This window comes from Sporosarcina sp. NCCP-2716, assembly GCF_023707985.1.
Classification (GTDB): Bacteria; Bacillota; Bacilli; order Bacillales_A; family Planococcaceae; genus Sporosarcina.
Genome location: NZ_BRCF01000002.1, coordinates 247,884 through 270,899, shown reverse-complemented (window position 1 = coordinate 270,899; position 23,016 = coordinate 247,884). Strand labels below are relative to the sequence as shown.

The window sequence follows — 23,016 nt, the reverse complement described above, 5'->3', positions numbered from 1 at the left end:
TTATTTAACTTCAAAGGAGAGATTTCCCATGGAAAAGAAAACGTACACGATCACTAGCAGCGAAGGTCTTCACGCACGTCCTTGTTCACTTCTCGTCTCCGCCGTCACTCCGTTCCAATCCGACGTGACGATCGGCTATAACGGCAAGAAAGCGAATATGAAATCGATCATGGGTGTCATGGGCATGGGTATCGAATCGGGTGCTCAAGTCGAAATCGAAGCAGATGGCGCTGACGCAGCAGAGGCGATCGCGAAAGTGGACGAGATCATGAAACAGGAGAATATCGGCGAGTGACCAGCCAACTTACAGGAATCGGTGTTTCCGACGGCATCGCGATCGCCAAAGCATACCGTCTGGAAGCTCCCGACCTGACAGTGGAAAAACGCTCCATCGACAATCCTGCTGACGAAATCGCCCGCTTCGAATCGGCCAAGTCGAAGGCGGCGGAAGAACTGGAAGCGATCCGTCTGAAAGCTGCCGAGAACTTCGGTGAAGACAAAGCGGCCATCTTTGCGGCCCATTTGCTTGTGCTCAATGATCCTGAATTGACGTCGAGCGTCACCGGAAGCATCGAGCAGGGCGTGAATGCGGAGTTTGCTTTGCAGCAGGCTGCCGACACTTTCACCGCCATGTTCGAATCGATGGATAACGAATACATGCGGGAACGCGCTGCGGATGTCCGTGATGTCACGAAGCGCCTCCTCGCAAAACTGCTCGGAGTCCACGTATCTGATCCGTCCGCGATCGATGAGGAAGTCATCATCATCGCGGACGACCTGACGCCATCCGCGACAGCCCAGCTGAACAAGGAGTTCGTCAAAGGGTTCGTCACGAATATCGGCGGCCGCACGTCGCACTCCGCCATCCTCGGACGGATGCTCGAGATCCCGGCAGTCGTCGGGACGAAGACTGCGATGGACACAATCGAACAGGGCGTCCGGGTGATCGTAGACGGCACGGACGGCACAGTCCTTATCGATCCGGCAGATACCGAAGTCGGCACGTATGAAGGAAAGAAGGAAAAGTTCCAGCAGGACAAGGAACTCCTGAATCGCTATGTATCGGAAGCGACGACATCGAGCGATGGGCAGCACGTCGAAGTGGGTGCGAATATTGCTTCAATCGACGACCTGCCGCTCGCCGACAAGAACGGGGCGGAAGGCGTCGGTCTGTTCCGCACAGAGTTCCTCTATATGGGGCAGAGCGACTGGCCATCCGAAGAAGAACAGCTGGAAGCATACAAAGCTGTCCTCACGGCGATGGACGACCGTCCGACAGTTGTCCGGACGCTCGACATCGGCGGCGACAAGGAGCTCAATTATTTCAGCACACCGGAAGAGATGAACCCGTTCCTTGGGGAGCGTGCTATCCGTCTCTGCTTCGCGCAGCCGGACATGTTCCGCACGCAGCTCCGCGCACTTCTGCGGGCGAGCGTCCACGGGAACTTGAAGATCATGTTCCCGATGATCGCGACTCTCGAAGAGTTCCGCCAGGCGAAGCAGATGCTGCTGGAAGAGGAAGAGAAACTGAAAGCGGACGGCTTTGCAATCAGTGACACGTATGAAGTCGGAATGATGCTCGAGATTCCGGCTGCTGCAGTCATTGCGGACCTGTTCGCAAAAGAGGTCGACTTCTTCTCGATCGGGACGAACGACTTGATCCAGTACACGATGGCGGCGGACCGCATGAACGAATCCGTGTCGTATCTGTATCAGCCGAACCATCCGGCTGTCCTGCGGCTCATCCATAATGTCATTTCAGCAGCGCACAAAGAAGGCAAGTGGGCCGGCATGTGCGGCGAAGTGGCGGGCGACCCGCTGGTCATCCCGATCCTGCTCGGCATGGGACTCGACGAATTCTCGATGAGCCCGTCGAGCATTCTGAAAGCCCGTGCTCAGATTGCCGGATTATCGAAAGCCGAGTGGGAAGGCTACATCCCGGAAATCCTGCAGATGGGGACTTCCGAGGAGATCATCAAGTTCGTACAGGAACACAGCAAATGAAAAAAGCGGAACCGTAAGCCGGTTCCGCTTTTTCCGTCTGTCATTTTTTATCTTCGAAGTTGAGTTTCTTGCCGTCCGGCATTGTGATCTCCATATCGAATTTCACGTAATCGTCTTTCAAGCCGAATGCGTCCAGCGCCTGCTGTATGGCGTCTTCTTTCGACGTTGTGTCATTTATATTCAATTTCTCCAGTTTCGGATAGATCTCATCGAACGCTTCCTGGCCTTTCAGGTTCTGATCGGTCAGTTCGTCCTCGACCGCAGATTCGATGACACCGTTATCCTGCTCGATTTCAATTTCGTATTCCTTGTCTTTTCCGTAATCCACTTCGAGTTCGAATTCATCGTAGCCGAGTTTATCCATCTTTTCCTTCATGTCGTCCTGGCCGGCGGCTGTGTCCGAGGAACCGGAGGAACTGTCCGTGCTTGAACTGTCTCCAGAAGTATCTGTTCCCGATGTGCCGTCCGTGCTGTCAGTCCCCGAGTCGTCCATGCCGGTATCCGTGTCATTGACCGTTCCTTGTTCTGTCGATGTATCTTCCGTCCCTGCAGTACCGTTCGAATTGCTGTCGTCCGAGTTGCCGCAAGCTCCGAGGAGCAGGCTCAGGGCGAGGACACTGCCTGCCGCTGCTGTTGGTTTCATAGGTGAAGCCCTCCTGTCAGTTTTGAGTACTTATACTGTTCCCGATTCCGCCGTTACCAAACAGGAAGAAAATGCGCTATAATTGGAAAATAACGAAAAAGGAAGGAAGGATTTTATGACAACTGCAATTGAACAGCTGACAGACGAACTGTCGCAATTCCTGGAGGCCGATCAGATCACGGTAAACGAAACGGTCCGGACCTTACATAGCAAAGATGAATCCTATCATACGCCGAGCATGCCTGATGCCGTCGTCTTCCCGCGCACTGCGGAAGAGGTGAGCCGCATCGTCAAAGCGGCAGCTGCGAACAAAGTGCCGGTCATCCCGTTCGGCGTCGGCTCGAGCCTTGAAGGACACGTCATTCCATACGACAGCGGCATCACGATCGATTTTACGGAGATGGATAAAATCCTCGACATCCGTCCGGCGGATATGCTCGTGACCGTACAGCCGGGCGTCACCCGGACCGCGCTCAACAAAGAACTGAAGAAGCATGGCTTGTTCTTTTCCGTCGACCCAGGCGCAGATGCAACGCTCGGCGGCATGGCGGCGACGAATGCGAGCGGCACGACTTCCGTCAAATACGGCGTCATGCGCGACCAGGTCCGGGATATGGAAGTCGTACTCGCGGACGGATCGATCATCCATACCGGCAATATGGCGGCGAAATCGTCTTCCGGCTACCACTTGAACGGCCTGTTCGTCGGCTCGGAAGGGACGCTCGGCTGTTTCACCGAACTGACGCTGCGCGTATTCGGCATCCCGGAAGTGACGGTGGCAGCGCGTGCGGTTTTCGACTCGATCACGAATGCCATCGAAGCCGTGCCGGCGATTCTCCAGGCCGGCATCCCGATCGCCCGCGTGGAACTGGTCGATACCGAATCAATCCGGCAAGTGAATGCGTACAGCGAAACCGATTACGCTGAACAGCCGACCCTATTCCTTGAATTCCACGGCAACGAGGCAGGCCTCGCCCAGGACGTCGCGTTCACGGAAGAGATCGTCAAGGATTTCGGCTGCCGGGAGATCCTCTTCGAACAGGAAACCGCGAGCCGCAACAAACTGTGGGAAGCGCGGCACAATGCCGCGTATGCTTATACGCACGGCTTCCCGCGCAAGCAGATGATGCTGACGGATGTGTGCGTCCCGATCTCGGAACTGGCGGAAGCGGTCGTCTTCGCCCGCGAAGAACTCGACCGGCAGCGGCTCGAAGGCGGCATCGTCGGCCACGTTGGCGACGGCAACTTCCACGTCCTGCTCATGATCGACCATTCAGACGCGGACGAGCTGCAGCGGGCCGATACCTATAACGAAACGATCGTCCGCCGCGCACTCGCCTGCGGCGGCACATGCACCGGCGAGCATGGCGTCGGTGTCGGTAAGCAGAAATACCAGCGGGAAGAACACGGCCCGGCCTATGACGTCATGCTGAAGATCAAGCAGGCGCTCGACCCGGGGAACCTCATGAACCCCGGTAAGCTGATCGTCGAATAATGATGAAAAGGAGCTGCCCTGCAGCTCCTTTTTGTATGCTTTCATCACTCACGCCCGCGTCCGTCGCGTTGGCCGCTCCACCAAGCCATACCGCGCAGCAACGAAACAAGCAAAGACTGACTTGTGGGCTCCGCTGCGCGGAGCATTTTCTGTTGGGGGATAGTATGGCGAGGGGTGCTCATAAAAACGGAGAAACGCTCATAAATGTGTGGAAACCGCTCATAAAACTGGAAAAACGCTCATAAATCCGCAGAACCGCTCATAAAACTGGAAAAACGCTCATAAACTCCGCAAACCGCTCATAAATCTCAAAATCCGCTCATAAACCCACAAAAGCGCTCATAAACTCTGCCGCCAGTTCACTCATCCCCCGTTTACAGCAAGCCGGACAGGGAATCCATAGTGTAAAAACGACACTACATGCAAAGGGGCAGAGACAAAATGACCAACATCCCGAAAGAAGAAGGACTGGACCATACGATATCCGTGCTGAAAGAAGGGTACGACTTCATTCCGAACCGCAGCCGGCAGTTCAACTCCAACTTGTTCGAAACGAGTCTGCTCGGCGAACGGGTCATCTGCATGACTGGCGAGGAAGCGGGGGAAATCTTCTACGACAACAACAAATTCATCCGCAGCGGCGCGGCACCGAAGCATGCCCAGAAGACGCTGCTCGGCGAAAAAGGCGTGCAGTCGCTCGACGGCGAGGCGCATCATCACCGGAAAGCGATGTTCATGGAACTCATGAACCCTGAACACATCCGCCAGCTCGGCAAGCTGATCGCCGATGAATGGGAGCGCAAACTCGATGGATGGGGAGATGGGGAAACGATCCGTTTATATCAAGTAGCTCAGGAAGTGCTGACACGCGCAGCCGTCCGCTGGGCGGGTGTGCCGCTGGAGGAGAAGGACGTGGAGAAGCGGACCCGCCAGCTTGCTCAGCTGTTCGAATCGCCCGCTTCCGTCGGGATGAAGTACAGAGGAGCGGTGCATGCCCGCAAGGAACTGGAGAAGTGGATTGCCGGTCTCGTTGAAGACGTACGGCAGAACAAGCTGCAGCCGCCGTCCGGGACTGCTCTGCTGACGTTTTCCGAGCACAAGGACTTGGAAGGAAAACTGCTCGAACCGCGCATTGCGGCGGTGGAAGTGCTGAATATCGTCCGGCCGATCGTGGCGATCTCCATTTACATCGCCTTCACGGGACATGCGCTGCTGCAGCATCCCGACGAGCGGGCGGCCCTAGAAGGCAGCAAGGAGGAGCCGCTCGAACACTTCGTCCAGGAAGTGAGACGTCTCTATCCGTTCTTCCCGTTCAACGGCGCCCGCGTCAAGGACGACTTCGAATGGAAAGGCATGACGTTCGAAAAAGGGACGCTCGTCCTCTTCGACTTCTACGGGACGAGCCGGGAGGAGAAGAACTGGCCGGACCCCGATCAATTCCGACCCGGCCGGTTCGCTTCCGCCAGCGTCACACCGTTCAACTTTGTGCCCCAGGGAGGCGGCGATTATGCTACGGGCCACCGCTGTGCCGGGGAGTGGGCGACAATCGAAGTGATGAAAGTGACGCTCGACTACTTGGCGAACAAAATGGCGTATGACATTCCGGAACAGGACATGGGCTACAGCAAGGCGAGCATGCCGGCCGTCCCGGAAAGCGAAATTATCATGGAGAACGTCCGCCGCCGCTGAGCAGCCGCCTGCTGCCGGAAGACCTACACAGCCAGCAGCAAGTCCAGGAAAACCTGCAGCGCTTTCGTCCGGTAAGGCGAGTTGGTCACGACGGAAAACTGACGGACGTACGGCAGTCCCTCGATGTCCAATGAAACGAGATCGCCTTGGCGGATCTCCTTCCGCACCGCCCAGTCCGACAGCAGGCTGATTCCGAGACCGGCTGCCACCGCTTCTTTGATCGGCTGTGTGCTGCTGAACCGGATCGTATGCGACGGCTGGATCGCGAAGCGGGTGAACAGTGTTTCCGCCGCTTCCCGCGTGCCGGAGCCGGCCTCACGTATGATCCACGTCCGGCCGTCGAGCTGTTCCCAACGGAGCGGTTCCGTCTGCCTTGCCAGCACATGAGACGGGGAGGAGACGAGCAGCATCCGGTCTTCGGCGAACGCCTGCTCCGTCAGCTCGGCGTTTTCCTTGAAACGCCCTTCCACGATGCCGACGTCCAACTGACGGTTTGTGATCAGCTCCGCGATTTCTGCCGTATTGCCGATCGTCACTTCTGGCCGTATTGCCGGATAGCGGTCGAGCAGACGGGCAAGAATATGGGGGAGCACATACTCGCCGAACGTATAGCTGGCACCGATCGCCAGGCGGCCGCCCGCTACATTCGACAGGTCGCTGACGAGATGATGCATACGATCGTACAGCCCGACGATCTCCTTTGCATGATGATAGACGATCTCCCCGGCTTTCGTCAGCCGGACATACTTGTTGGTGCGCTCCAACAGACGGACGCCCATCGTCTCTTCGAGCGCCCTGATATGCTGGCTGACAGCAGGCTGGGTCATGTGCAATTCCTCGGCGGCCCGTGTGAAGTTCTTCTTTTCCGCGACTGTCACGAAGACGGTCAGACCCTGGTCCATATGGTCCACTCCTTATCATTGATAACGGATTACTTATGATAACGATTATACATTGTTATTTTTCTTATGGAAGCGGCGGGCGTATACTGAATCCAGGAGGTGTTCACATGAACACAACATCAGTTGCACCTTCACCGAAAAAGCCGTCAAAAACGACAGCTTGGATCGGCGGAGTGGCATTTACATTTTTCATCGCCCTTTTAGGATACTTGCTCGCCAAGCTGCCGGGCTTCGATCATATCGGTCAACTGGCATCCGCCATCATTATTGCGGTCGTCTTCCGGCAGTTCTTCGGCTATCCGGAAGCGATCCGGCCGGGCATCGCATTTTCATCGAAACGACTATTGCGCGCCGCGATCATTTTGTACGGATTGAAACTCAACATCGATACCGTGCTGAGTGACGGGCTCGGGCTGCTCGTCCGCGACGCAGGGGTCATCGTCTTCGCAATCTTCCTCACTGTGTGGCTCGCGAAAATGTTCAAAGCGGACCCGAACATCTCACTGCTGCTCGGCATCGGCACGGGGGTGTGCGGTGCGGCGGCGATCGCTGCAGTGGCTCCGATCCTGAAGACGAAAGACGAGGACACCGCGATCGGCGTCGGCATCATCGCACTTATGGGGACGATCTTTGCCATCGGCTACACGATCCTCCGTCCGTTCCTGCCGCTCGACTCCATCTCGTACGGCATGTGGGCCGGCATCAGCCTTCACGAGATCGCCCATGTGGCGCTCGCCGGTGCCCCCGCCGGTGAAGACGGTCTGGCGATCGCGCTGCTTGCGAAGCTCGGCCGTGTCTTCCTTCTTGTGCCGCTCTGTTTCATCCTGATGGCGGTCATGAAGCGGAAAAACAAAGGGAACGAGGAAAGCGACGCGAAGATCGAGTTCCCGTGGTTCCTCGTCGGGTTCATCATCCTCAGCGTCCTGGGCAGTTATGTACTCGGCCCGGTCATTCCGGTTGCCGACAGCGTCTATGACTTCGTGTCCGTCCTGACGACGTGGCTGCTGACGGCAGCGATGGTCGGACTCGGACTGAACGTCAGCCTGCGCGATCTGCGGGCCCGTGCCTTGAGACCGCTCGCCGCCATGACGATCACGTCAATCCTGCTGTCAGTGATCGCGTATTTCATCGTCTGAAGAAATGCAGACAGACACAAAAAATCCGCTTGGAGGCAAGAGCTCCGAGCGGATTTTTTGCGTGCTACATCTTGCCTGAACGGAAGATCGAGAACAGCAGGAAGATGAACATCAGGAAAGCGACGATCGCGCCCACTTCGATGACCGGGAGATTGAGCAGGACGTTATTCTGCCCGGCGATGGCAGAGCCGATGATCAGCCCTGTCATCAGGATGCTGAAGGCGAGCAGGATGACGCTGAAGGCGAGCCGGTTGCTGATGATGTCGAGCCGCCGCATGACGAAGTTCGCCTGCCGCAGGTTGATGTCCAGCTTCAGTTTGCCTTTTTTCGCCGCATTGCTGATCTCCTTGAAGTCTTTCGGGATGTGGGCGATGATCTGTGCGTTCTCGCTGAGATTCTCCCATAGGTACTTCATGATTGCGGAAGGGCTGTACCGCTCGCGCAGCAGCTGCTGACCGAACGGTTCGACGCCGTCCATGATCCGCATATTCGGATCCAGTTTGGAAATGAGCCCTTCGAGCGTCAGGATCGTCTTGCCGAGGACGGTGATTTCGCTCGGGATCCGGATGCGGTGCTTGTAGGCGACACCGAACAGGTCCAGGAAGATTTCGCCGAGACTCATTGATTCGAGCGGTTTGTCGTAGTACTTCGTCTTCAGAATGCCGAGGTCCTTTTCGAGCGCCGGCAGATCGGTGTCGTCATCGAGGATATCCATGGCGTCCAGTGCTTTGATGATTCCTTTCGTATTGCCGCGCTCCAGTTCCATGACGAGCTTGGCGAACTGGAACTTCAGATTGTCGTCGAGCACCCCCATCATGCCGAAATCGATGAACGTGATGACATTTCCGGGGAGTATGTAAATATTGCCCGGGTGCGGGTCGCCGTGGAAAAATCCGTGGTCGAGCACTTGGCTGAACATTTCATGCACGAGATTGCAGGCCAGCAGTTCACGGTCATAGCCGAGCTCATCCAGCCGGTCCAGGTGGTCGGACTTCACGCCTTCCACCATTTCCATCGTCAATACCTTTTCCGATGAATGGCTCCAATGGATTGCCGGAATATGGACGGCAGCATCGCCTTCCGACTGTTTCGCGATGCGTTCCGCGTTCCTCGCTTCCTTCTCGTAGTCCAGTTCACCGAGCAGCGAATCGGAAAACTCGTTGATGATATCCCGGATGCCGTACATCTTGCCCCATTCCGTATTGTTTTCGACGATCGACGCAATCTCCTTCAGGATCGATAAATCGGTCGTGATCGTCTGGCGGATATCCGGCCGCTGCACTTTCACCGCGACTTTCTCGCCGCTGTGCAGGAAGGCTTCATGCACCTGGCCGATCGAGGCGGTGGCGAGCGGAACGTCGCTGAACGACTCGAACAGCTCATACAGCGGCTGCCCGAGTTCAGCTTCCACGATCTGCTGCACTTCGCCGAACGGGAACGGTTCGGTATGGTCCTGCAGTTTCTCCAGCTCCCGGCTGATCTCCGGCGGCACAAGGTCGCGCCGCGTACTGGCGATCTGTCCGAGCTTGATGAACGTCGGGCCGAGTTCCTGCAGCGTCCGGTTCAGTTTCTGCCCGATGTGCTGCAGATTCGTGTCCATCTGATCGCTGTCCAGGGCGCCCGGCTTGCGGCGCTCTGTTATGCCGAGACGGAACAGCACGTGGCTGAATCCGTTCTTTAGGAATGTATTGACGATTTCTTGGAATCGGTACGTCTTGCGGATGGAAAGCTTCATCCCGGGATCACCTCCACTCAACAGTAGCATATACCCTTCGGAAAACTGACTAAAACAGCCCGGTACGTCAGAAAGCATGACGTGCCGGGCTGTAGTTCAGGCGGTTAGTTTTGTGCGGCGAGACGCTCGATCTGCAAAATGCGGAATCCGGCTTTTTCGAGCTTCGTGCGGAGTGCGCTGACCTCGTCGTCGGATTTTTCACCTTCAAGTGTCAGGACGACACGACGGACGAGCACAGAGCCGTTGTCGAGCGTCAGCATGCCCTCGATGTTTTCACCGCGCAGGGTGCGGGCGAGCTTTTCAATCATGCCGCGTGCTTCGGTCGACGAGATGGTTAGGTTCAGGCCGCCTGTCTTCACGCCGAACGCATCTTCGAAAACCCCTTCGATCTGATTATGCGTCAGGATCCCGACGAGTTTGCCGTGATCCGTCACGGAGATGAACGGCAGGGCTTTGATCTTCAGCAGGGCATCGAGGAAGGAGGACGTCTCTTCGATACAGTCGTCCTTATGCTTGACGATGGAATCGATCGTTGTACTGGCGTCCCCGTTCTGCTCATATAAGTATTCGATGAGATGGATCTTGTAGATCATCCCTTTGTAATTGTCGTCCGCATCCACCACGGGCACTGACCGGTATCCGCTTTTGCGGATCTTATCGAGTGCTTCAGTCACCGTATCTTTGTCATTGACGGTAGTTACATAATTTCGGGCTACAAATAAATCACGTACGCGCATGTGCATTCCCTCCAGTTGTTTTCAATCATTTCTTACTATTCGGTAAAAATAAGTATAAGTGAAACAGAAAGCAGAGAGCAAGGTATTTTTCAGTGCGCTGTTCCTCTCCAGTATAGCGTACAGGTGTGCAAATGTCTTGCGCCTCTGCGAGTTGTCACACGTTGTTTGGTTTCTTCCCTGATTTCCGGCAGACTAACCGTAATTGATAGGTTGCGCTTACGTTCAGAGAGGGTAAACTAGATTGTAATGTTACTTGAAATGAGGAATGGGCCATGTACTTTTCGTTCAAGCATAAGAAATGGGAGTGGAAAGAGGAAGGTGCAGACGCCGATCTCGGGCAGCTGCTTTCCTCCCAGCCCGATACGGGCAGCAGCTGGCTGGAATCGTTGAAAGCGAGCAGGCAGGACATCATCGGCAGTTCCACGGCAGTCGCCGGCGAGGAGGCCATCTGGGGCAGACTGACCTACGAACAGAGCATGCAGGTCAAAACGGATAGACGGACGGTGGCATTCTTCCTCACCGAAAACATGCTGATCACTTCGGAGCTTGACCGGCACCTGTTCCCGAGCGAGGCCCGGGAAGAACTCGAGAAAAAGCTGGAGCTGGCGGACAATGCAGTGCAGGCGTTCGTCGTCTTCCTGAATACCGTCCTCCACAAATTCCTCAGTCAGATCGACCACTTCGAACACGAATTACGGGAACTCATATGGGGCATTAAAGAAAACAACAGCGATGACCTGCTGGAGCGCATCGCAGACAGCAAACACGCCCTCATCGTCTGGCGCAACCTGGTCATCCCGCTGGTCGAAACACAGATGACCCTCGATGAGACCTTCAGTGAACCACTCATGGACGAAGCGGAAACGAAACGGCTGTGCACCCGTCTGGAACGGCTCCGCATGCTGATCAGCGAATACGGCAGGGAGATCGAGGCGCTGTCCGACATGGAAAACCTCGTCTCGACCCAGCGCGGCAATGAGATCATGAAGACACTCACCGTCATCACGACCATCTTCACCCCGGCAGCTGTGTTCGGTGCCATCTGGGGGATGAACTTCAAGTCGATCCCCGAATTCGAGTGGGCGCATGGCTATGCATTCGCCCTCACCGTCATCCTGTCGACAACGTTTGCGCTCTATTTCTACCTGAAGCAGAAAGGCTGGATAGGGGATATCCTGAAAACCCGTTCAAAAAAGAAGATCATCCGCTGAAGTCGGAGAAGGAGATGCAGAATGGACACATCGCAAGACAAATACCTCGGGATCCGAACGGAAGGGACTTTGGAAATCCTCCAGAAATCCGCTCATTACAACCGCTACGAAGCGACTCCGTATGCCGTTCTCGATGAGTGGTTCGCGGCAGAACCGCTGCGGCCGGGCGACCATCTTGTCGATTTCGGCTGCGGGAAAGGGCGGGTGCCGATCTACAGTGCCTACCGGTTCGGCGTGACGGCAACCGGCATCGACCTGAACGGCCGTCTCCTGCAGGAAGCCTATGAAAACCTCGAATCATTCAGAACCGCCCATCGGAAATCGGGAGGGCAGATCATATTCGAACAGACGGAGGCTGAGATGTATGCCGTCCAGCCGGAGCAGAATGTCTTTTACTTCTTCAATCCGTTCTCGCTGGAGATCTTCCAGTCCGTCATCTTCCAGATGCTGGACTCGCTCGCACGGTCTCCTCGCCAGGCGGACCTGATCCTCTATTATCCGACGACGGCGTACGTCTTCTTCCTCGAGGAGCAGACCCCGTTCTCCCGCATCCGTGAGATCCCGATACCATTCCTCTCCGAAGACAACGAAGACGAACGGATCCTCATCTACCGGGTCGGCTGAATTGAAAAACAGGACTGACGCCGTGTCCGGCAGCAGTCCTGTTCTGTCATACGTGCTCGGTCGCCGCCAGGAGCTCGGTGAGGGCTTCGGGTGTCAGCGGGCGGGAGTACAGGAAGCCCTGCACTTCGTCGCACCGGAGTGTGCTCAGGAAGGAAGCCTGTGCGTCCGTTTCCACACCCTCGGCGATAACGTCGATATCCAGGTTCTTCGCGAGTTCGATGATCGTCTTGATGATCGCGGTGTTGCTGCTGCTCAAGTCCTTCAGGAACACTTGGTCGATCTTCAGGTGGGTGATCGGGAATGTGCTCAGATAGCTGAGCGACGAATAGCCGGTGCCGAAATCATCGATGCTCACATGGATGCCTTCCTCATGGAGCCGCTGGAGGATCTTCTGGGAGTACAGGACGTCGGTCGTCATGCTTTCCGTGATCTCGATGTTCAGGAAGCGGGGTTCCAGGCCGGTTTTCTTCAGTATGTGCAGTACATCATTGACGAACGTCGGCTGTTTGAACTGGCGTATCGAGACATTAACGCTCATCCGGACAGCGAGGAGGCCTTCATCCTGCCATTGTTTCGCCTGACGGCATGCCGTTTCCATCACCCAGGCGCCGATTGGCAGGATCAGCCCGCTCTCTTCCGCAATCGGGATGAACTGCCCCGGGGAAATCGGCCCTTTCTTCGTATGAGTCCACCGTGCCAATGCTTCCACGCCTGTCATGCGGCCGGTTTTCATATCGTATTGGGGCTGGTAGTGGAGACTGAGTTCGTTCCTGCTGAGCGCCTGGCGCAAGTCCATCTCGAGCAGGGTCTTCTCGATCATATCGTTGTTCATTTCCTCGGTGAAGAAGCGGTGTGTGCACTTGCCATGCTCTTTCGCGACGAACAGCGCTGTGTCCGCATTCCTCATGAGGGTGTCGTAGTCTTCCCCGTCCGCAGGGAACCGGCTGACCCCGATGCTCGGTGTGATATAGACTTCGAGCGAGTCGAATGAGAACGGGGCGGAGATCTCCTCGATAATGCGCAGCGCAGCCGAGTTGACCCGGTCCATGGCCGTTTCCTTCAGCATGATGACGAATTCGTCGCCGCCGAGCCGGCCTGCCAGGTCGTCCGGCCCAAGACATTTCTCAAGACGCTCCGCGACGGCTTTCAGGACTTTATCGCCAATGTAGTGTCCGAGCGAGTCGTTGATGTTCTTGAAACGGTCCAAATCCAAATAGAGAAGTGAGAAATGCGGCTTGCGGCGCTCGATCGCCTGCGTCACTTCCGACTTGAACAGACGGCGGTTGGCGAGGCCGGTCAGTGCATCGTAATAGGCCATATGCTCGACCTGCTTCTCCGCTTTCTTCCTATCTGTAATATCGACACACGTGCCGACGACTTCCAGCACGGTCCCGTTTTCCAGGACAGGGGACAAGTAGATGATGACAGTCCTGTCCGAGTAGGCGAATTCGAACTGGCACGGCTCCCCGTCGAGTGCCGCGTACAGATAGGCGCGCAAATAAGCCCGTTCGGATGGGGTGAATGGGTTACCATCCCCCCGGGCATTCAGCCGCGCGGAAGTGAGCCCGATCTTTTCGCACATCTTCCCTTCAAGCAGGGTGATTTCAATACGGCCCAACGCATCCTGCTCATACTTGAAGATAGCATTCTGCAGGTTTTTCACCGTAGTCCGGAAATCGTTCTTCAAGGCACTTTCCAATGCCTGTTCGGCTTCGATGCGGGCAGTGATGTCCGTACGGATCGAGATGAATTCGAACGGTTTCCCCTCGGCGTCGGTGAACGGGACGATCGTCGTGTTCATCCAATAGAACGAACCGTCTTTCGCCCGGTTCTTCACTTCACCGCGCCAGATCTCACCGCGCCGGATCGTCGACCACATGTCCTCGAAAAACGCTTGCGGGTGGAATCCGGAGTTGATGATTCTGTGGGTTTTGCCGAGCAGTTCGTCTTCCGAGTATTTGGAGAGCTCGCAGAACTTCGGGTTCACGTACTGGATGACGCCTGCTGCATCTGTCACCGCGATCACCGAGGCATGATCGAGCGCGGACTCCAGGTTGTGGAGCACTTGCAGCGTGCGGGTGTACCGCTCGGTCGTCAGCTGTTCGGCCGTTATATCGATGTCGACGGAGATGTAGTGGGTCGGTTGGCCGCTGTCGTCTCTGACAGGGACGACGGTCGCAAGCACCCAGTACGGCGTTCCGTCTTTCGCGATGCTCCTGACCTGCTCCTGCCAGAGGCCATGGCTGTCCACCACCAGCTGTAGCGCCGTCAGGAAGGACTCGTTGCAGTAAGCCGGGTTCAGGACGCCGTATGTCTGGTGAAGCAGCTCGTATTCTGCATATTTGGATGTCTCACAGAAGCGCTCGTTGACATAGATGATCCTGCCGTCCTTGTCGATCATGGAGACACAAAACGTTTCGTCTAGTAACTGCGTCATGGAGTGCAGGTTGTGGGTTTCTCTAAGAACCATTTGACAAGATCCTCTCTTCGGCATAGTTACGGAACAGGTGGAGCGTTCATATACTATAGTTCTATTTCTTCCAGTATAACACTATATCTTTAGACCTTGTAAGGGGCATTTGTGAAAGAACTATGATTTGTCCATAGTTTCATAGTCACCACTTGTCAGACACTTTCCAGTCCGGTTGCGGGAACCGGGACGGAACGGTATCATGAAGAGTGAATAGCTGTATATGGAATATATCGGTCTGTCTGGCCCATTCTTCACGATGAACGGCAAGAAGATGAGCAGGCAAAAAAACGCTAAGGAGCGGTCGGATATGGAAGGACAGTTGGAACGGATCAGAAGGGAATCGTTACGCGGGAAAGTGGTGACGGCAGACGAAGCCGCATCCTGGATACAGGACGGAATGACACTTGGTTTGAGCGGATTCACGCGTGCCGGTGACGCGAAGGCGATTCCGGAGGCACTGGTGAAGCGGGCGGCGGATGAGGAGTTCAAGGTGAACGTCTTCACGGGCGCATCGCTCGGCCACGATATCGACAAACTGTTCACGGAGGCGGGTATCGTGAACAAGCGCCTGCCATTCCAGGCGGATGCCACGATGCGGAAAGGCATCAACCGGGGGGAGCTGCTGTTCGTCGACCACCATCTGTCGGATACATCTGAACTCGTGCGGGGCGGCGTGCTGCCTCAGATCGATTACGCAGTCATCGAGGCGGTGGCGATTGCGGAGGACGGCGCCATCATCCCGTCCACCTCGATCGGCAATTCCCTGATCTTCGCGGAGCACGCGAAGTCGATCATCGTCGAGATCAACGTCGCGCACTCTACGGAATGGGAAGGTGTCCACGACGTCTATGATCCGGGAGTGCTCGGGGACCGCGAACCGATTCCGCTCATGCATCCTGACGAGCGGATCGGTACATATGGAATCCCTGTCGACCCTGACAAGATCGCCGGGATTGTGCTGACAGAAGAGTACGATTCGTTCTCGACGATCGACCAGCCTGACGAAGAGACGGAAGTGATGGCGGGGCATCTGCTCGCCTTCCTCCGTTTTGAAATCGCAGCCGGTCGTCTGACGAACGAGCTCGCGCCGCTCCAGTCCGGTATCGGATCACAGGCGAATGCAGTGCTGCACGGCCTGCTCGACTCGGAATTCGAAAACTTGGAACTCTACTCGGAAGTGCTGCAGGATTCCGTATTCGAACTGATCGATGCCGGCAAGGTAAAGTCCGCTTCCTGTACGTCGATCACAGTGACGGCAGAGCGGATGGACAAGTTGCGGAACAATCTCGCATTCTACAAAGAGAAGATCATCATGAGGCCGCAGGAAATTTCCAATCACCCGGAAGTGATCAGGCGGCTCGGCACAATCTCCATCAACACTGCGCTCGAGTTCGATATATACGGCAATGTCAACTCCACTCACGTGACAGGGACGAAGATGATGAACGGAATCGGAGGCTCTGGGGATTTTGCACGGAATGCACGCCTTGCGATCTTCGTCACGAAATCGCTGGCGAAAAAAGGGGACGTTTCGAGCTGTGTGCCGTTCGTTTCCCACGTCGACCATACGGAGCATGACGTCGACATCATCGTCACGGAACAAGGGTATGCCGATCTGAGGGGGCTGGCACCGAAAGAGCGGGTGCCGCTTATCATCGACCGCTGTGCCCACCCGTCGTACCGTGATCAGCTGTGGGCTTATTACGAAGAGGCGCTGAGCCGGGGCGGCCACACACCGCATATTCTCGAAAAAGCGCTCGGCTGGCATATCCGGCTCTCAGAAACCGGGACGATGCGCGAATCACGGGAAGAAGTGATGTCATCATGAAGGTTGCCCTATTCGGAAGTACAGGACGCGTCGGATCCAAGATGCTCCGTCAGCTGCTGGCGGAAGGACATGAAGTGACCGTGCTCGTGCGTGACGCCGGCAAACTGGAATCCCACCCGCAGCTGACCGTCGTTACGGGAGATGCGAAAAACGGAGCGGATGTCCATAACACCGTACAGGGGGCGGACTGCGTGGCGAGTGCGCTCGGGACGGACAAATCGACTGTCCTCAGCGAAGCGGTCCCTCATATGATTGCGGCGATGGAAGGCTTGCAGATCCGGCGAATCCTGACGATCGGGACGGCGGGCATCCTGCAGAGCCGGCTGGAGTCCGGCCGCCTCAGGTATGAGGCAGGGGATTCGAACCGCAAGCTGACGAGGGCAGCGGAAGAACACCACGCAGCCTACCGGGCACTCGCCGATTCGGCATTGGAATGGACGATCGTCTGTCCGACGTATCTGCCGGACGGTAAGGATACAGGCACGTACCGGATCGAAGACGATTGGCTGCCGGAGGGCGGCGACCGGATTTCGACAGGGGATACCGCGCACTTCGCGGTCCAAGAACTGAGCGAAAACGGCCACGTGCGGCACCGGGTCGGGATCGCGTATTAAGGAAAACAGAAAACCGGCGTACACAAACCCTGCAGGTCTTGTGTACGCCGGTTTTTTTTACGTTATGTGAGTTTCGACAGGAACATCGTCGCGATGCCGAAGTAGATCAGCAGCGACAGGATATCGTTCAGCGTCGTGATCAGGGGACCGGATGCTACCGCTGGATCGACTTTGAATTTGTTCAGGATGAGCGGGATGACCGTTCCGGCGAATGTCCCGATGATCAGCGTACAGAGCAGGGAGATGCCGACGACGAAGCCGAGCACGGCGCTGCCTTGCCAGAAGAACGCGATGACGGCGATCAGCAGGCCGCATGTCACACCGATCATAATTCCGACAAATAGTTCGCGGACGATGAGCTTGGTCGCTTTTTTCCACGTCATCTCCTCGGAAGCCAGTCCGCGCACGACGACTGCGAGTGACTGGGTGCCTGTGTTCCCGGTCATCCCGGCAATCATCGGCATAAAGAACGCAAGGGCGACGACCGCTTCCAGCGTGTCTTCGAACTTGGAGATGATGCTTCCGGAGACCAGACCGATGAACAGCAGGAGGATCAGCCAGGGAAGCCTGCGCCTCGCCGCGGTGAGCGGTTTCGTCCGGAAGTCGATCGACTTGCCGGTGGCGAGGAGCATTTCGATATCTTCATCCGCTTCCCGCACGACGATATCGAGCACCTGATCGCCTGAAATCGTGCCGACGAGCACTTGGTCGCCTGTCGTCACAGGGATCGCCTCGAAATCGAACTGTCCGATAATGCGGGCCACTTCCTCCTGCTTCATCTGCACATCCACGGTGATCGGCTGATCCCGCATGATGTCCCTGATATGTTTGTCGTCATCGGAAAGCAGGAGATCCCGGAATGTCACGATGCCGATCAGCCGCTGCTCTTCATCCACGACATATAAGTAGTTCACGAAGTGTGCAAGGTTCTCGAATGTCTTCAGTTTCTCCTCCGCCTCACCGACCGTTACGTCAGGCGCCACCGGGATATACCGGTTCGTCATGACCCGGCCCGCTGTTTTCGGCGGATAGTCCATGATGTGGAGAATCGATTCCATCTCTTCGCGCCTCATCTGGGCGATCAGGTCATCCACTTTGGCTTTCGAAAGGCCTGTCAGTAAAAAGGCGAGATCATTGCTCTGCATCTTATGTAGGATTTCAGTGGAGCGGTCAGGGCCGATACGCTCAAGGACGGCAAGCTGCTCATCCTTGCTCAAGTAGCGCAGCAGACCGGTGATCTGATCGATGGACAGCCACTCCAGGAAGAGGGGCTTCCGTTTCTTCGGCAGTTCCTTGTAATGGGTTGCCAGATCATGGAGCGTCAGACCGTGGACGATCTCCAGGAACATATCTTTCTTCCCTTCACTGAGCACGCGGATGATTGCACGGTCCAATTTTTCCTTATCCCAATTCTCCTGTTGTTTTTCCTTCTTGAATAGAGCCAAATCCTTCACCTCCGCGAATGGTCGAACGTTACCGTTACTATGTATTTGGTGTATGCCCTAACTTGCCGGAAAGAAAACAAAGCTATGGAAGCAGATCGGAAATAGAGAAGGACGAACCGAAGAAAATTTCACATTTCAGACTTTTCATGTTTTAATAGACGGTAACTTTAAAAAGGAGAGGATCGATTTGAGAAGGAAATTTACTATCGGCAGTATGCTGCTTGCAGGGGCTGTCCTGCTTGGTGCCTGCAGCGGCAGCGGAGGCACTGCGAGCGGAGAGGAAGAGGACTCGTACGACTTAGTGAAGAAAGGGAAGCTGACATTCGCTTCGAGCGGGGAATACAAACCGTTCAACTACGAAGAGAATGGTAAACTGACAGGCTTTGATATCGAAATCGGAGAAGCGATCGCCGAAAAACTCGGTCTTGAACCGGACCCCGTAACAAACCCATTCCAAACCATCCTGCCGGGCCTGGTTGCGAAGAAATATGATGCGATCATCGGTTCCATGGCCTATACGAAGAAACGTGCCGAACAGGCGTCCTTCACGAAACCCTACTACTATTCAGGCGGTATGATCTGGGTCGCAAAAGACAATAACGACATCAAGACCCCCGATGATGTGAAAGGCAAGAAGATCGGTGTCGGGGCGGAAACGACTTACGAGAAACCGGCCGAAACGCTTTCCGATGATCTCCAGTACTACAGTGCCGACCTTGTGGCACTGAAGGATCTGACCGTCGGCAACCGGCTCGACGCAGTCATCACAGCCGATATCGTCGGTTATGAAGCGATCGACAAAGGTTTCGCCATCAAAGAAGTCGGCAAGCCGCTGTGGGTGGAGCAGCCGTCGATCGCTGTCAGGAAGGACAACGACGAACTCCGCCAGGCCATCGACGATGCCCTCCAGGAACTGATCGACGACGGGACGTACAACGAAATCTCGATGAAGTGGTTCGACCGCGATTTACTCGATATCGATCTGGAAGGGGTCGAGCTGCTGGAGTGAGGAAACCACTTATATTTCAAAATATTACAGGGAGATTACTGTTTTTCTAATTTTCTTGTTTAAGTGAATTCGATTGGGGTATTTGCAAGGTAAGGTGTGAAAAAAATAGCCGACTGGCTAACTAAAAGGGGAGTTCGGGAGAATGGGAAAACTAAAAATGATGCTGCTCATGCTGGCAGCAGCTGTCTTGGTCCTCGCCGCGTGCGGTAAAAAAGATGACGGCAACACATCCGGCACGAAGGATGGTTCAGAGGATGCCGGCTACGAATTAGTGAAAAAAGGGAAGTTCACGTTTGCGGCAAGCGGCGTGTATAAGCCGTTCAGCTATGAAGAGAACGGGAAACTGACAGGGTTCGACGTGGAAATCGGTGAAGCGATCGCCGACAAACTCGGTCTTGATCCTCAACCGGTCACCAATCCGTTCGAAACGATCCTGCAGGGATTGGTAGCGAAAAAGTTCGACGCCATCATCGGTTCCATGGCCTACACGAAGAAGCGTGCCGAGCAGGCCGATTTCACGGAGCCATACTATTACTCGGGCGGGATGATCTGGGTCGCGAAAGATAACGACGAAATCAAAAGCCCGGAAGACTTAAAAGGCAAGAAGATCGGGGTCGTGGCCCAATCCACCTACGAAGAGCCGGCGAAAGAACTGTCGGATAACATCCAGTATTACAGCAGTGACGTCGTGGCGCTGAAAGACCTGACGGTTGAAAACCGCCTGGACGCGGTCATCACAGCTGACATCGTCGGCTACGAAGCAGTTGACAACGGTTTCGCTATCAAAGAAGTCGGCAAACCGCTGTGGGTGGAACAGCCGTCCATCGCTGTCCGCAAAGACAACAAAGAGCTGACAAAAGCGATCGACAAAGCACTGAAAGAGCTGATCGACGAAGGGAAATACAAGGAGATTTCAGAGAAATGGTTCGACCGTGACCTCTTGGACATCGATCTGGAAGGTGTCGAGCTGCTGGAATGAGTGACTTAACTGCGTATTTGACAGAGAGTAGGTGTGCCGGTGCCTGAATTACTAGTGACCATCTATGATGTATTCATGAGAACATATAAAGGGTTTTTGCAGGCAGGCCTGCTGACGATCGAAATCACTGCGATTGCTGTCGTCGTCGGAACCTTCCTCGGTATCGTGTTTGCGCTCATGAAGATCTCGCACTCCAAGATCCTGCAAACGATTGCAAACCTCTATATAACGATTATCCGCGGGACACCGCTCATCGTGCAAATCATGTTTCTGTACTATGGAATCACGTCGATCATCATCCTGTCGAACTTCTGGGCAGGGGCGATCGCTCTCGGTATCCACAATGGTGCCTATATTGCGGAAATCTTCCGCGGGTCGATCCAGGGTGTCGACAGGGGACAGCGCGAAGCCAGTCTCGCCCTCGGCATGAACCGGACACAGACGATGCGCCGGATCATCTTCCCGCAGGCACTGCGCCGTGCAATCCCGCCGCTCGGCAATCAGTTCATCATCACATTGAAAGACTCATCACTCGTCTATGTAATCGGAGTCTCGGAATTGTTCGGGCTTGCGAACCGGGAAGCCGCTTCCTCGTTCCTGCCGCTCGAGACGTTCCTCGTGGTCGGTTTCTATTATCTGGTGCTCGTGATGATCTTCACGGCATTGCTGCGCTGGTATGAAAACAAACTGGACGTGGACAAATAATGGAGGGCGAAAACGATGATTAAAGCAGAAAACATCCATAAGTCATTCGGCAAGCTGGAAGTCCTGAAAGGGATCGACATGGAAGTGCACCCGGGCGAAGTGGTTGTCATGGTCGGCGTGAGCGGGTCAGGAAAAAGTACCTTCCTCCGCTGCCTAAACTTCCTGGAGCTGACGAACGACGGGGTCATCACAATCGACGGCAAACGGGTCGACCAGAAAAAGGACGATTTGTCCAAAGTGCGGGCGGAAGTCGGTATGGTCTTCCAGCACTTCAACCTGTTCCCGCATAAGACGGTTCTGGAAAACGTCATGGAGGCGCCCATCATGGTGAAGAAGATGGATAAGGCCAAGGCGAAAGCGAATGCCCTCGACATTTTAGGCAAAGTCGGGCTGTCCGATAAGGCGGACGTCTATCCGAACAAACTGTCGGGCGGGCAGAAACAGCGAGTTGCGATCGCGAGAGCCCTTGCGATGGAACCGAAAGCGCTCCTGTTCGACGAACCGACGTCCGCGCTCGACCCGGAGCTCGTCGGGGAAGTGCTGCAGGTCATGAAAGAGCTGGCGGAAGACGGCATGACGATGGTCGTCGTCACGCATGAGATGAAGTTCGCAAAGGAAGTAGCGGACCGTATCATCATGCTGAACGAAGGCGTCATCATCGAGGATGCCGATCCCGATACGTTCTTCAACCATTCCACGAACGAACGGACACGTCAGTTTCTGGAGATGGTCAATGTCTGAAGGACCGAAAAAACCCGCTGTCCCGGTCAACTTGACGGGGACAGCGGGTTTTCAGCGTTTCGGGGTGTACGCCAGTTCGCGGAACAGCTTCTGACGTTCAGCGTCCGTGAGATCCCGCCACTGTCCGACCGGCAGATCGCCGAGCGTCAGGTTCATGATGCGGGTTCTGCGAAGGCTGACAACGTTATAGCCGAGTGCCGTGCACATGCGGCGGATCTGGCGGTTCAGCCCTTGTGTCAGCGTAATATTGAACTTCCGGGCGCCGAGCTTTTTCACTTTGCACGGTTTCGTCACCGTTTCGAGGATCGGGACACCGCGCTCCATGGATCGGACAAATTCGTCGGTGATCGGCCGGTCAACCGTGACGATGTATTCCTTCTCATGTCCGTGTTCTTCACGGAGGATTTCATTGACGATGTCACCGTCATTCGTCAGCAGCAGCAGGCCATCGGAGTCTTTATCGAGCCGTCCGATATGGAAAATGCGCAGCGGATGATTGACGAAGTCTACGACATTCCCCTTGACGTGGCGCTCCGTCGTGCTTGTGATCCCGACAGGTTTGTTCAGCATGATGTAGACGAGCTGTTCTTGTGCCGCAACCGGTTTTCCATCCACTTCGACCACGTCGCCGGTCAGGACTTTGCTGCCGAGTTCTGCGGGCTGCCCGTTAATGACGACGCGGCCGTCTTCGATCCATTTGTCTGCACCGCGCCGGGAGACGATGCCGGCTTCGCTTAAAAACTTATTGATGCGCATCATTCGTTCACCTCTTCAGCTTGCATTTTGTTCTATTGTAGCTCGTTTTTCATCTGTAATCCAATCCCCTTACAAGTAGTCAACCAATTCCGAAAAGAAAATGATTGACAACGAGGAAGAGAGGCGGTAAGATGGGAGACAACTTTCAGATGGGCAGACGGGACCGGGAGCGGGACCACCCACGGAGAGCTGAGATTAGCAGAGAAGAGCATAGCTGAGAAATCATTGAATAAGAGGAGTAGCATCATAGAAGGCGCGTCCAGAGAGTCGGGGATGGTGGGAACCGATCG

At 55.4% G+C, this 23,016-nt stretch carries 20 protein-coding genes and 1 other annotated feature (1 of these 21 cut by a window edge); of the genes, 13 read left to right on the top strand and 7 right to left on the bottom strand.

Annotated features, from left to right (window positions below):
* The first annotated feature begins 28 nt into the window (after positions 1-28).
* Both NFU03_RS05170 and ptsP read left to right on the top strand, forming a co-directional pair.
* Positions 29-295: a phosphocarrier protein HPr gene (locus NFU03_RS05170; RefSeq protein ID WP_251636686.1), complete on the top strand. Its 267-nt coding sequence runs from the start codon at positions 29-31 to the stop codon at positions 293-295.
* Positions 292-2,004 (top strand): phosphoenolpyruvate--protein phosphotransferase, encoded by a 1,713-nt coding sequence (gene ptsP / locus NFU03_RS05165; RefSeq protein WP_251636684.1) that lies wholly within the window; start codon positions 292-294, stop codon positions 2,002-2,004. The genes NFU03_RS05170 and ptsP overlap by 4 nt, the downstream gene beginning before the upstream one ends.
* 40 nt (positions 2,005-2,044) lie before the next feature.
* On the opposite strand, the gene NFU03_RS05160 is transcribed toward ptsP, so the two are convergent.
* The gene (locus NFU03_RS05160; protein ID WP_251636683.1) at positions 2,045-2,647 is read right to left on the bottom strand and encodes a YusW family protein; all 603 of its coding nucleotides are present in this window, start codon (positions 2,645-2,647) and stop codon (positions 2,045-2,047) included.
* Between the two features lie 115 nt (positions 2,648-2,762).
* Between NFU03_RS05160 and NFU03_RS05155 the strand changes: the two genes are divergently transcribed.
* Together NFU03_RS05155 and NFU03_RS05150 are read left to right on the top strand one after the other, a co-directional pair.
* Positions 2,763-4,142 carry an FAD-binding oxidoreductase gene (locus tag NFU03_RS05155; protein ID WP_251636680.1) on the top strand — a complete coding sequence of 460 codons (1,380 nt, stop codon included), beginning with the start codon at positions 2,763-2,765 and terminating at the stop codon, positions 4,140-4,142.
* A 441-nt stretch (positions 4,143-4,583) separates the two neighbouring features.
* A complete protein-coding gene (locus tag NFU03_RS05150; RefSeq protein WP_251636678.1) occupies positions 4,584-5,831 on the top strand; it encodes a cytochrome P450 in 1,248 nt (415 codons plus the stop codon).
* Between the two features lie 23 nt (positions 5,832-5,854).
* Here the strand turns inward: NFU03_RS05150 and NFU03_RS05145 are convergent, their stop codons facing one another.
* Positions 5,855-6,733, bottom strand: a complete 879-nt coding sequence (locus NFU03_RS05145) for a LysR family transcriptional regulator (RefSeq protein WP_251636675.1) — start codon at positions 6,731-6,733, stop codon at positions 5,855-5,857.
* Positions 6,734-6,840: 107 nt separating this feature from the next.
* Here NFU03_RS05145 and NFU03_RS05140 point away from each other — a divergent pair, with 107 nt between their 5' ends.
* Positions 6,841-7,869 (top strand): YeiH family protein, encoded by a 1,029-nt coding sequence (locus NFU03_RS05140; RefSeq protein WP_251636673.1) that lies wholly within the window; start codon positions 6,841-6,843, stop codon positions 7,867-7,869.
* A gap of 64 nt (positions 7,870-7,933) precedes the next feature.
* Here NFU03_RS05140 and NFU03_RS05135 read toward each other — a convergent pair whose 3' ends face one another.
* Together NFU03_RS05135 and NFU03_RS05130 are read right to left on the bottom strand one after the other, a co-directional pair.
* Complete coding sequence (locus NFU03_RS05135) at positions 7,934-9,604, bottom strand: ABC1 kinase family protein (RefSeq protein ID WP_251636671.1); 1,671 nt, start codon at positions 9,602-9,604, stop codon at positions 7,934-7,936.
* Between the two features lie 104 nt (positions 9,605-9,708).
* Positions 9,709-10,341 carry a CBS domain-containing protein gene (locus NFU03_RS05130; protein WP_251636669.1) on the bottom strand — a complete coding sequence of 211 codons (633 nt, stop codon included), beginning with the start codon at positions 10,339-10,341 and terminating at the stop codon, positions 9,709-9,711.
* A gap of 272 nt (positions 10,342-10,613) precedes the next feature.
* Here NFU03_RS05130 and NFU03_RS05125 point away from each other — a divergent pair, with 272 nt between their 5' ends.
* Together NFU03_RS05125 and NFU03_RS05120 are read left to right on the top strand one after the other, a co-directional pair.
* Complete coding sequence (locus tag NFU03_RS05125) at positions 10,614-11,552, top strand: magnesium transporter CorA family protein (RefSeq protein ID WP_251636667.1); 939 nt, start codon at positions 10,614-10,616, stop codon at positions 11,550-11,552.
* A gap of 21 nt (positions 11,553-11,573) precedes the next feature.
* The gene (locus NFU03_RS05120; RefSeq protein ID WP_251636665.1) at positions 11,574-12,176 is read left to right on the top strand and encodes an SAM-dependent methyltransferase; all 603 of its coding nucleotides are present in this window, start codon (positions 11,574-11,576) and stop codon (positions 12,174-12,176) included.
* 46 nt (positions 12,177-12,222) lie between these two features.
* On the opposite strand, the gene NFU03_RS05115 is transcribed toward NFU03_RS05120, so the two are convergent.
* Positions 12,223-14,646: a sensor domain-containing protein gene (locus NFU03_RS05115; protein ID WP_251636663.1), complete on the bottom strand. Its 2,424-nt coding sequence runs from the start codon at positions 14,644-14,646 to the stop codon at positions 12,223-12,225.
* Between the two features lie 310 nt (positions 14,647-14,956).
* Between NFU03_RS05115 and scpC the strand changes: the two genes are divergently transcribed.
* Positions 14,957-16,477 carry a succinyl-CoA:acetate CoA-transferase ScpC gene (gene scpC, locus NFU03_RS05110; protein WP_251636662.1) on the top strand — a complete coding sequence of 507 codons (1,521 nt, stop codon included), beginning with the start codon at positions 14,957-14,959 and terminating at the stop codon, positions 16,475-16,477.
* Positions 16,474-17,091, top strand: a complete 618-nt coding sequence (locus NFU03_RS05105; RefSeq protein ID WP_251636660.1) for an NAD(P)-dependent oxidoreductase — start codon at positions 16,474-16,476, stop codon at positions 17,089-17,091. Before scpC ends, NFU03_RS05105 begins: the two co-directional genes overlap by 4 nt.
* A 62-nt stretch (positions 17,092-17,153) precedes the next feature.
* On the opposite strand, the gene mgtE is transcribed toward NFU03_RS05105, so the two are convergent.
* Positions 17,154-18,536, bottom strand: a complete 1,383-nt coding sequence (mgtE, locus tag NFU03_RS05100; protein ID WP_251636658.1) for a magnesium transporter — start codon at positions 18,534-18,536, stop codon at positions 17,154-17,156.
* A gap of 187 nt (positions 18,537-18,723) precedes the next feature.
* On the opposite strand from mgtE, the gene NFU03_RS05095 reads away from it, so the two are divergent.
* From NFU03_RS05095 to NFU03_RS05080, 4 genes are all read left to right on the top strand, one after another.
* Positions 18,724-19,545: a transporter substrate-binding domain-containing protein gene (locus NFU03_RS05095; RefSeq protein WP_251636656.1), complete on the top strand. Its 822-nt coding sequence runs from the start codon at positions 18,724-18,726 to the stop codon at positions 19,543-19,545.
* A 142-nt stretch (positions 19,546-19,687) separates the two neighbouring features.
* Positions 19,688-20,524 carry a transporter substrate-binding domain-containing protein gene (locus NFU03_RS05090; protein ID WP_251636654.1) on the top strand — a complete coding sequence of 279 codons (837 nt, stop codon included), beginning with the start codon at positions 19,688-19,690 and terminating at the stop codon, positions 20,522-20,524.
* A 39-nt stretch (positions 20,525-20,563) separates the two neighbouring features.
* Positions 20,564-21,229, top strand: a complete 666-nt coding sequence (locus tag NFU03_RS05085) for an amino acid ABC transporter permease (RefSeq protein ID WP_251636652.1) — start codon at positions 20,564-20,566, stop codon at positions 21,227-21,229.
* A gap of 15 nt (positions 21,230-21,244) precedes the next feature.
* Complete coding sequence (locus NFU03_RS05080; protein ID WP_251636650.1) at positions 21,245-21,970, top strand: amino acid ABC transporter ATP-binding protein; 726 nt, start codon at positions 21,245-21,247, stop codon at positions 21,968-21,970.
* Between the two features lie 51 nt (positions 21,971-22,021).
* On the opposite strand, the gene rluF is transcribed toward NFU03_RS05080, so the two are convergent.
* Positions 22,022-22,726: a 23S rRNA pseudouridine(2604) synthase RluF gene (gene rluF, locus NFU03_RS05075; protein WP_251636893.1), complete on the bottom strand. Its 705-nt coding sequence runs from the start codon at positions 22,724-22,726 to the stop codon at positions 22,022-22,024.
* Between the two features lie 216 nt (positions 22,727-22,942).
* Positions 22,943-23,016: a binding site (T-box leader), on the top strand; it runs 160 nt beyond the window's last position.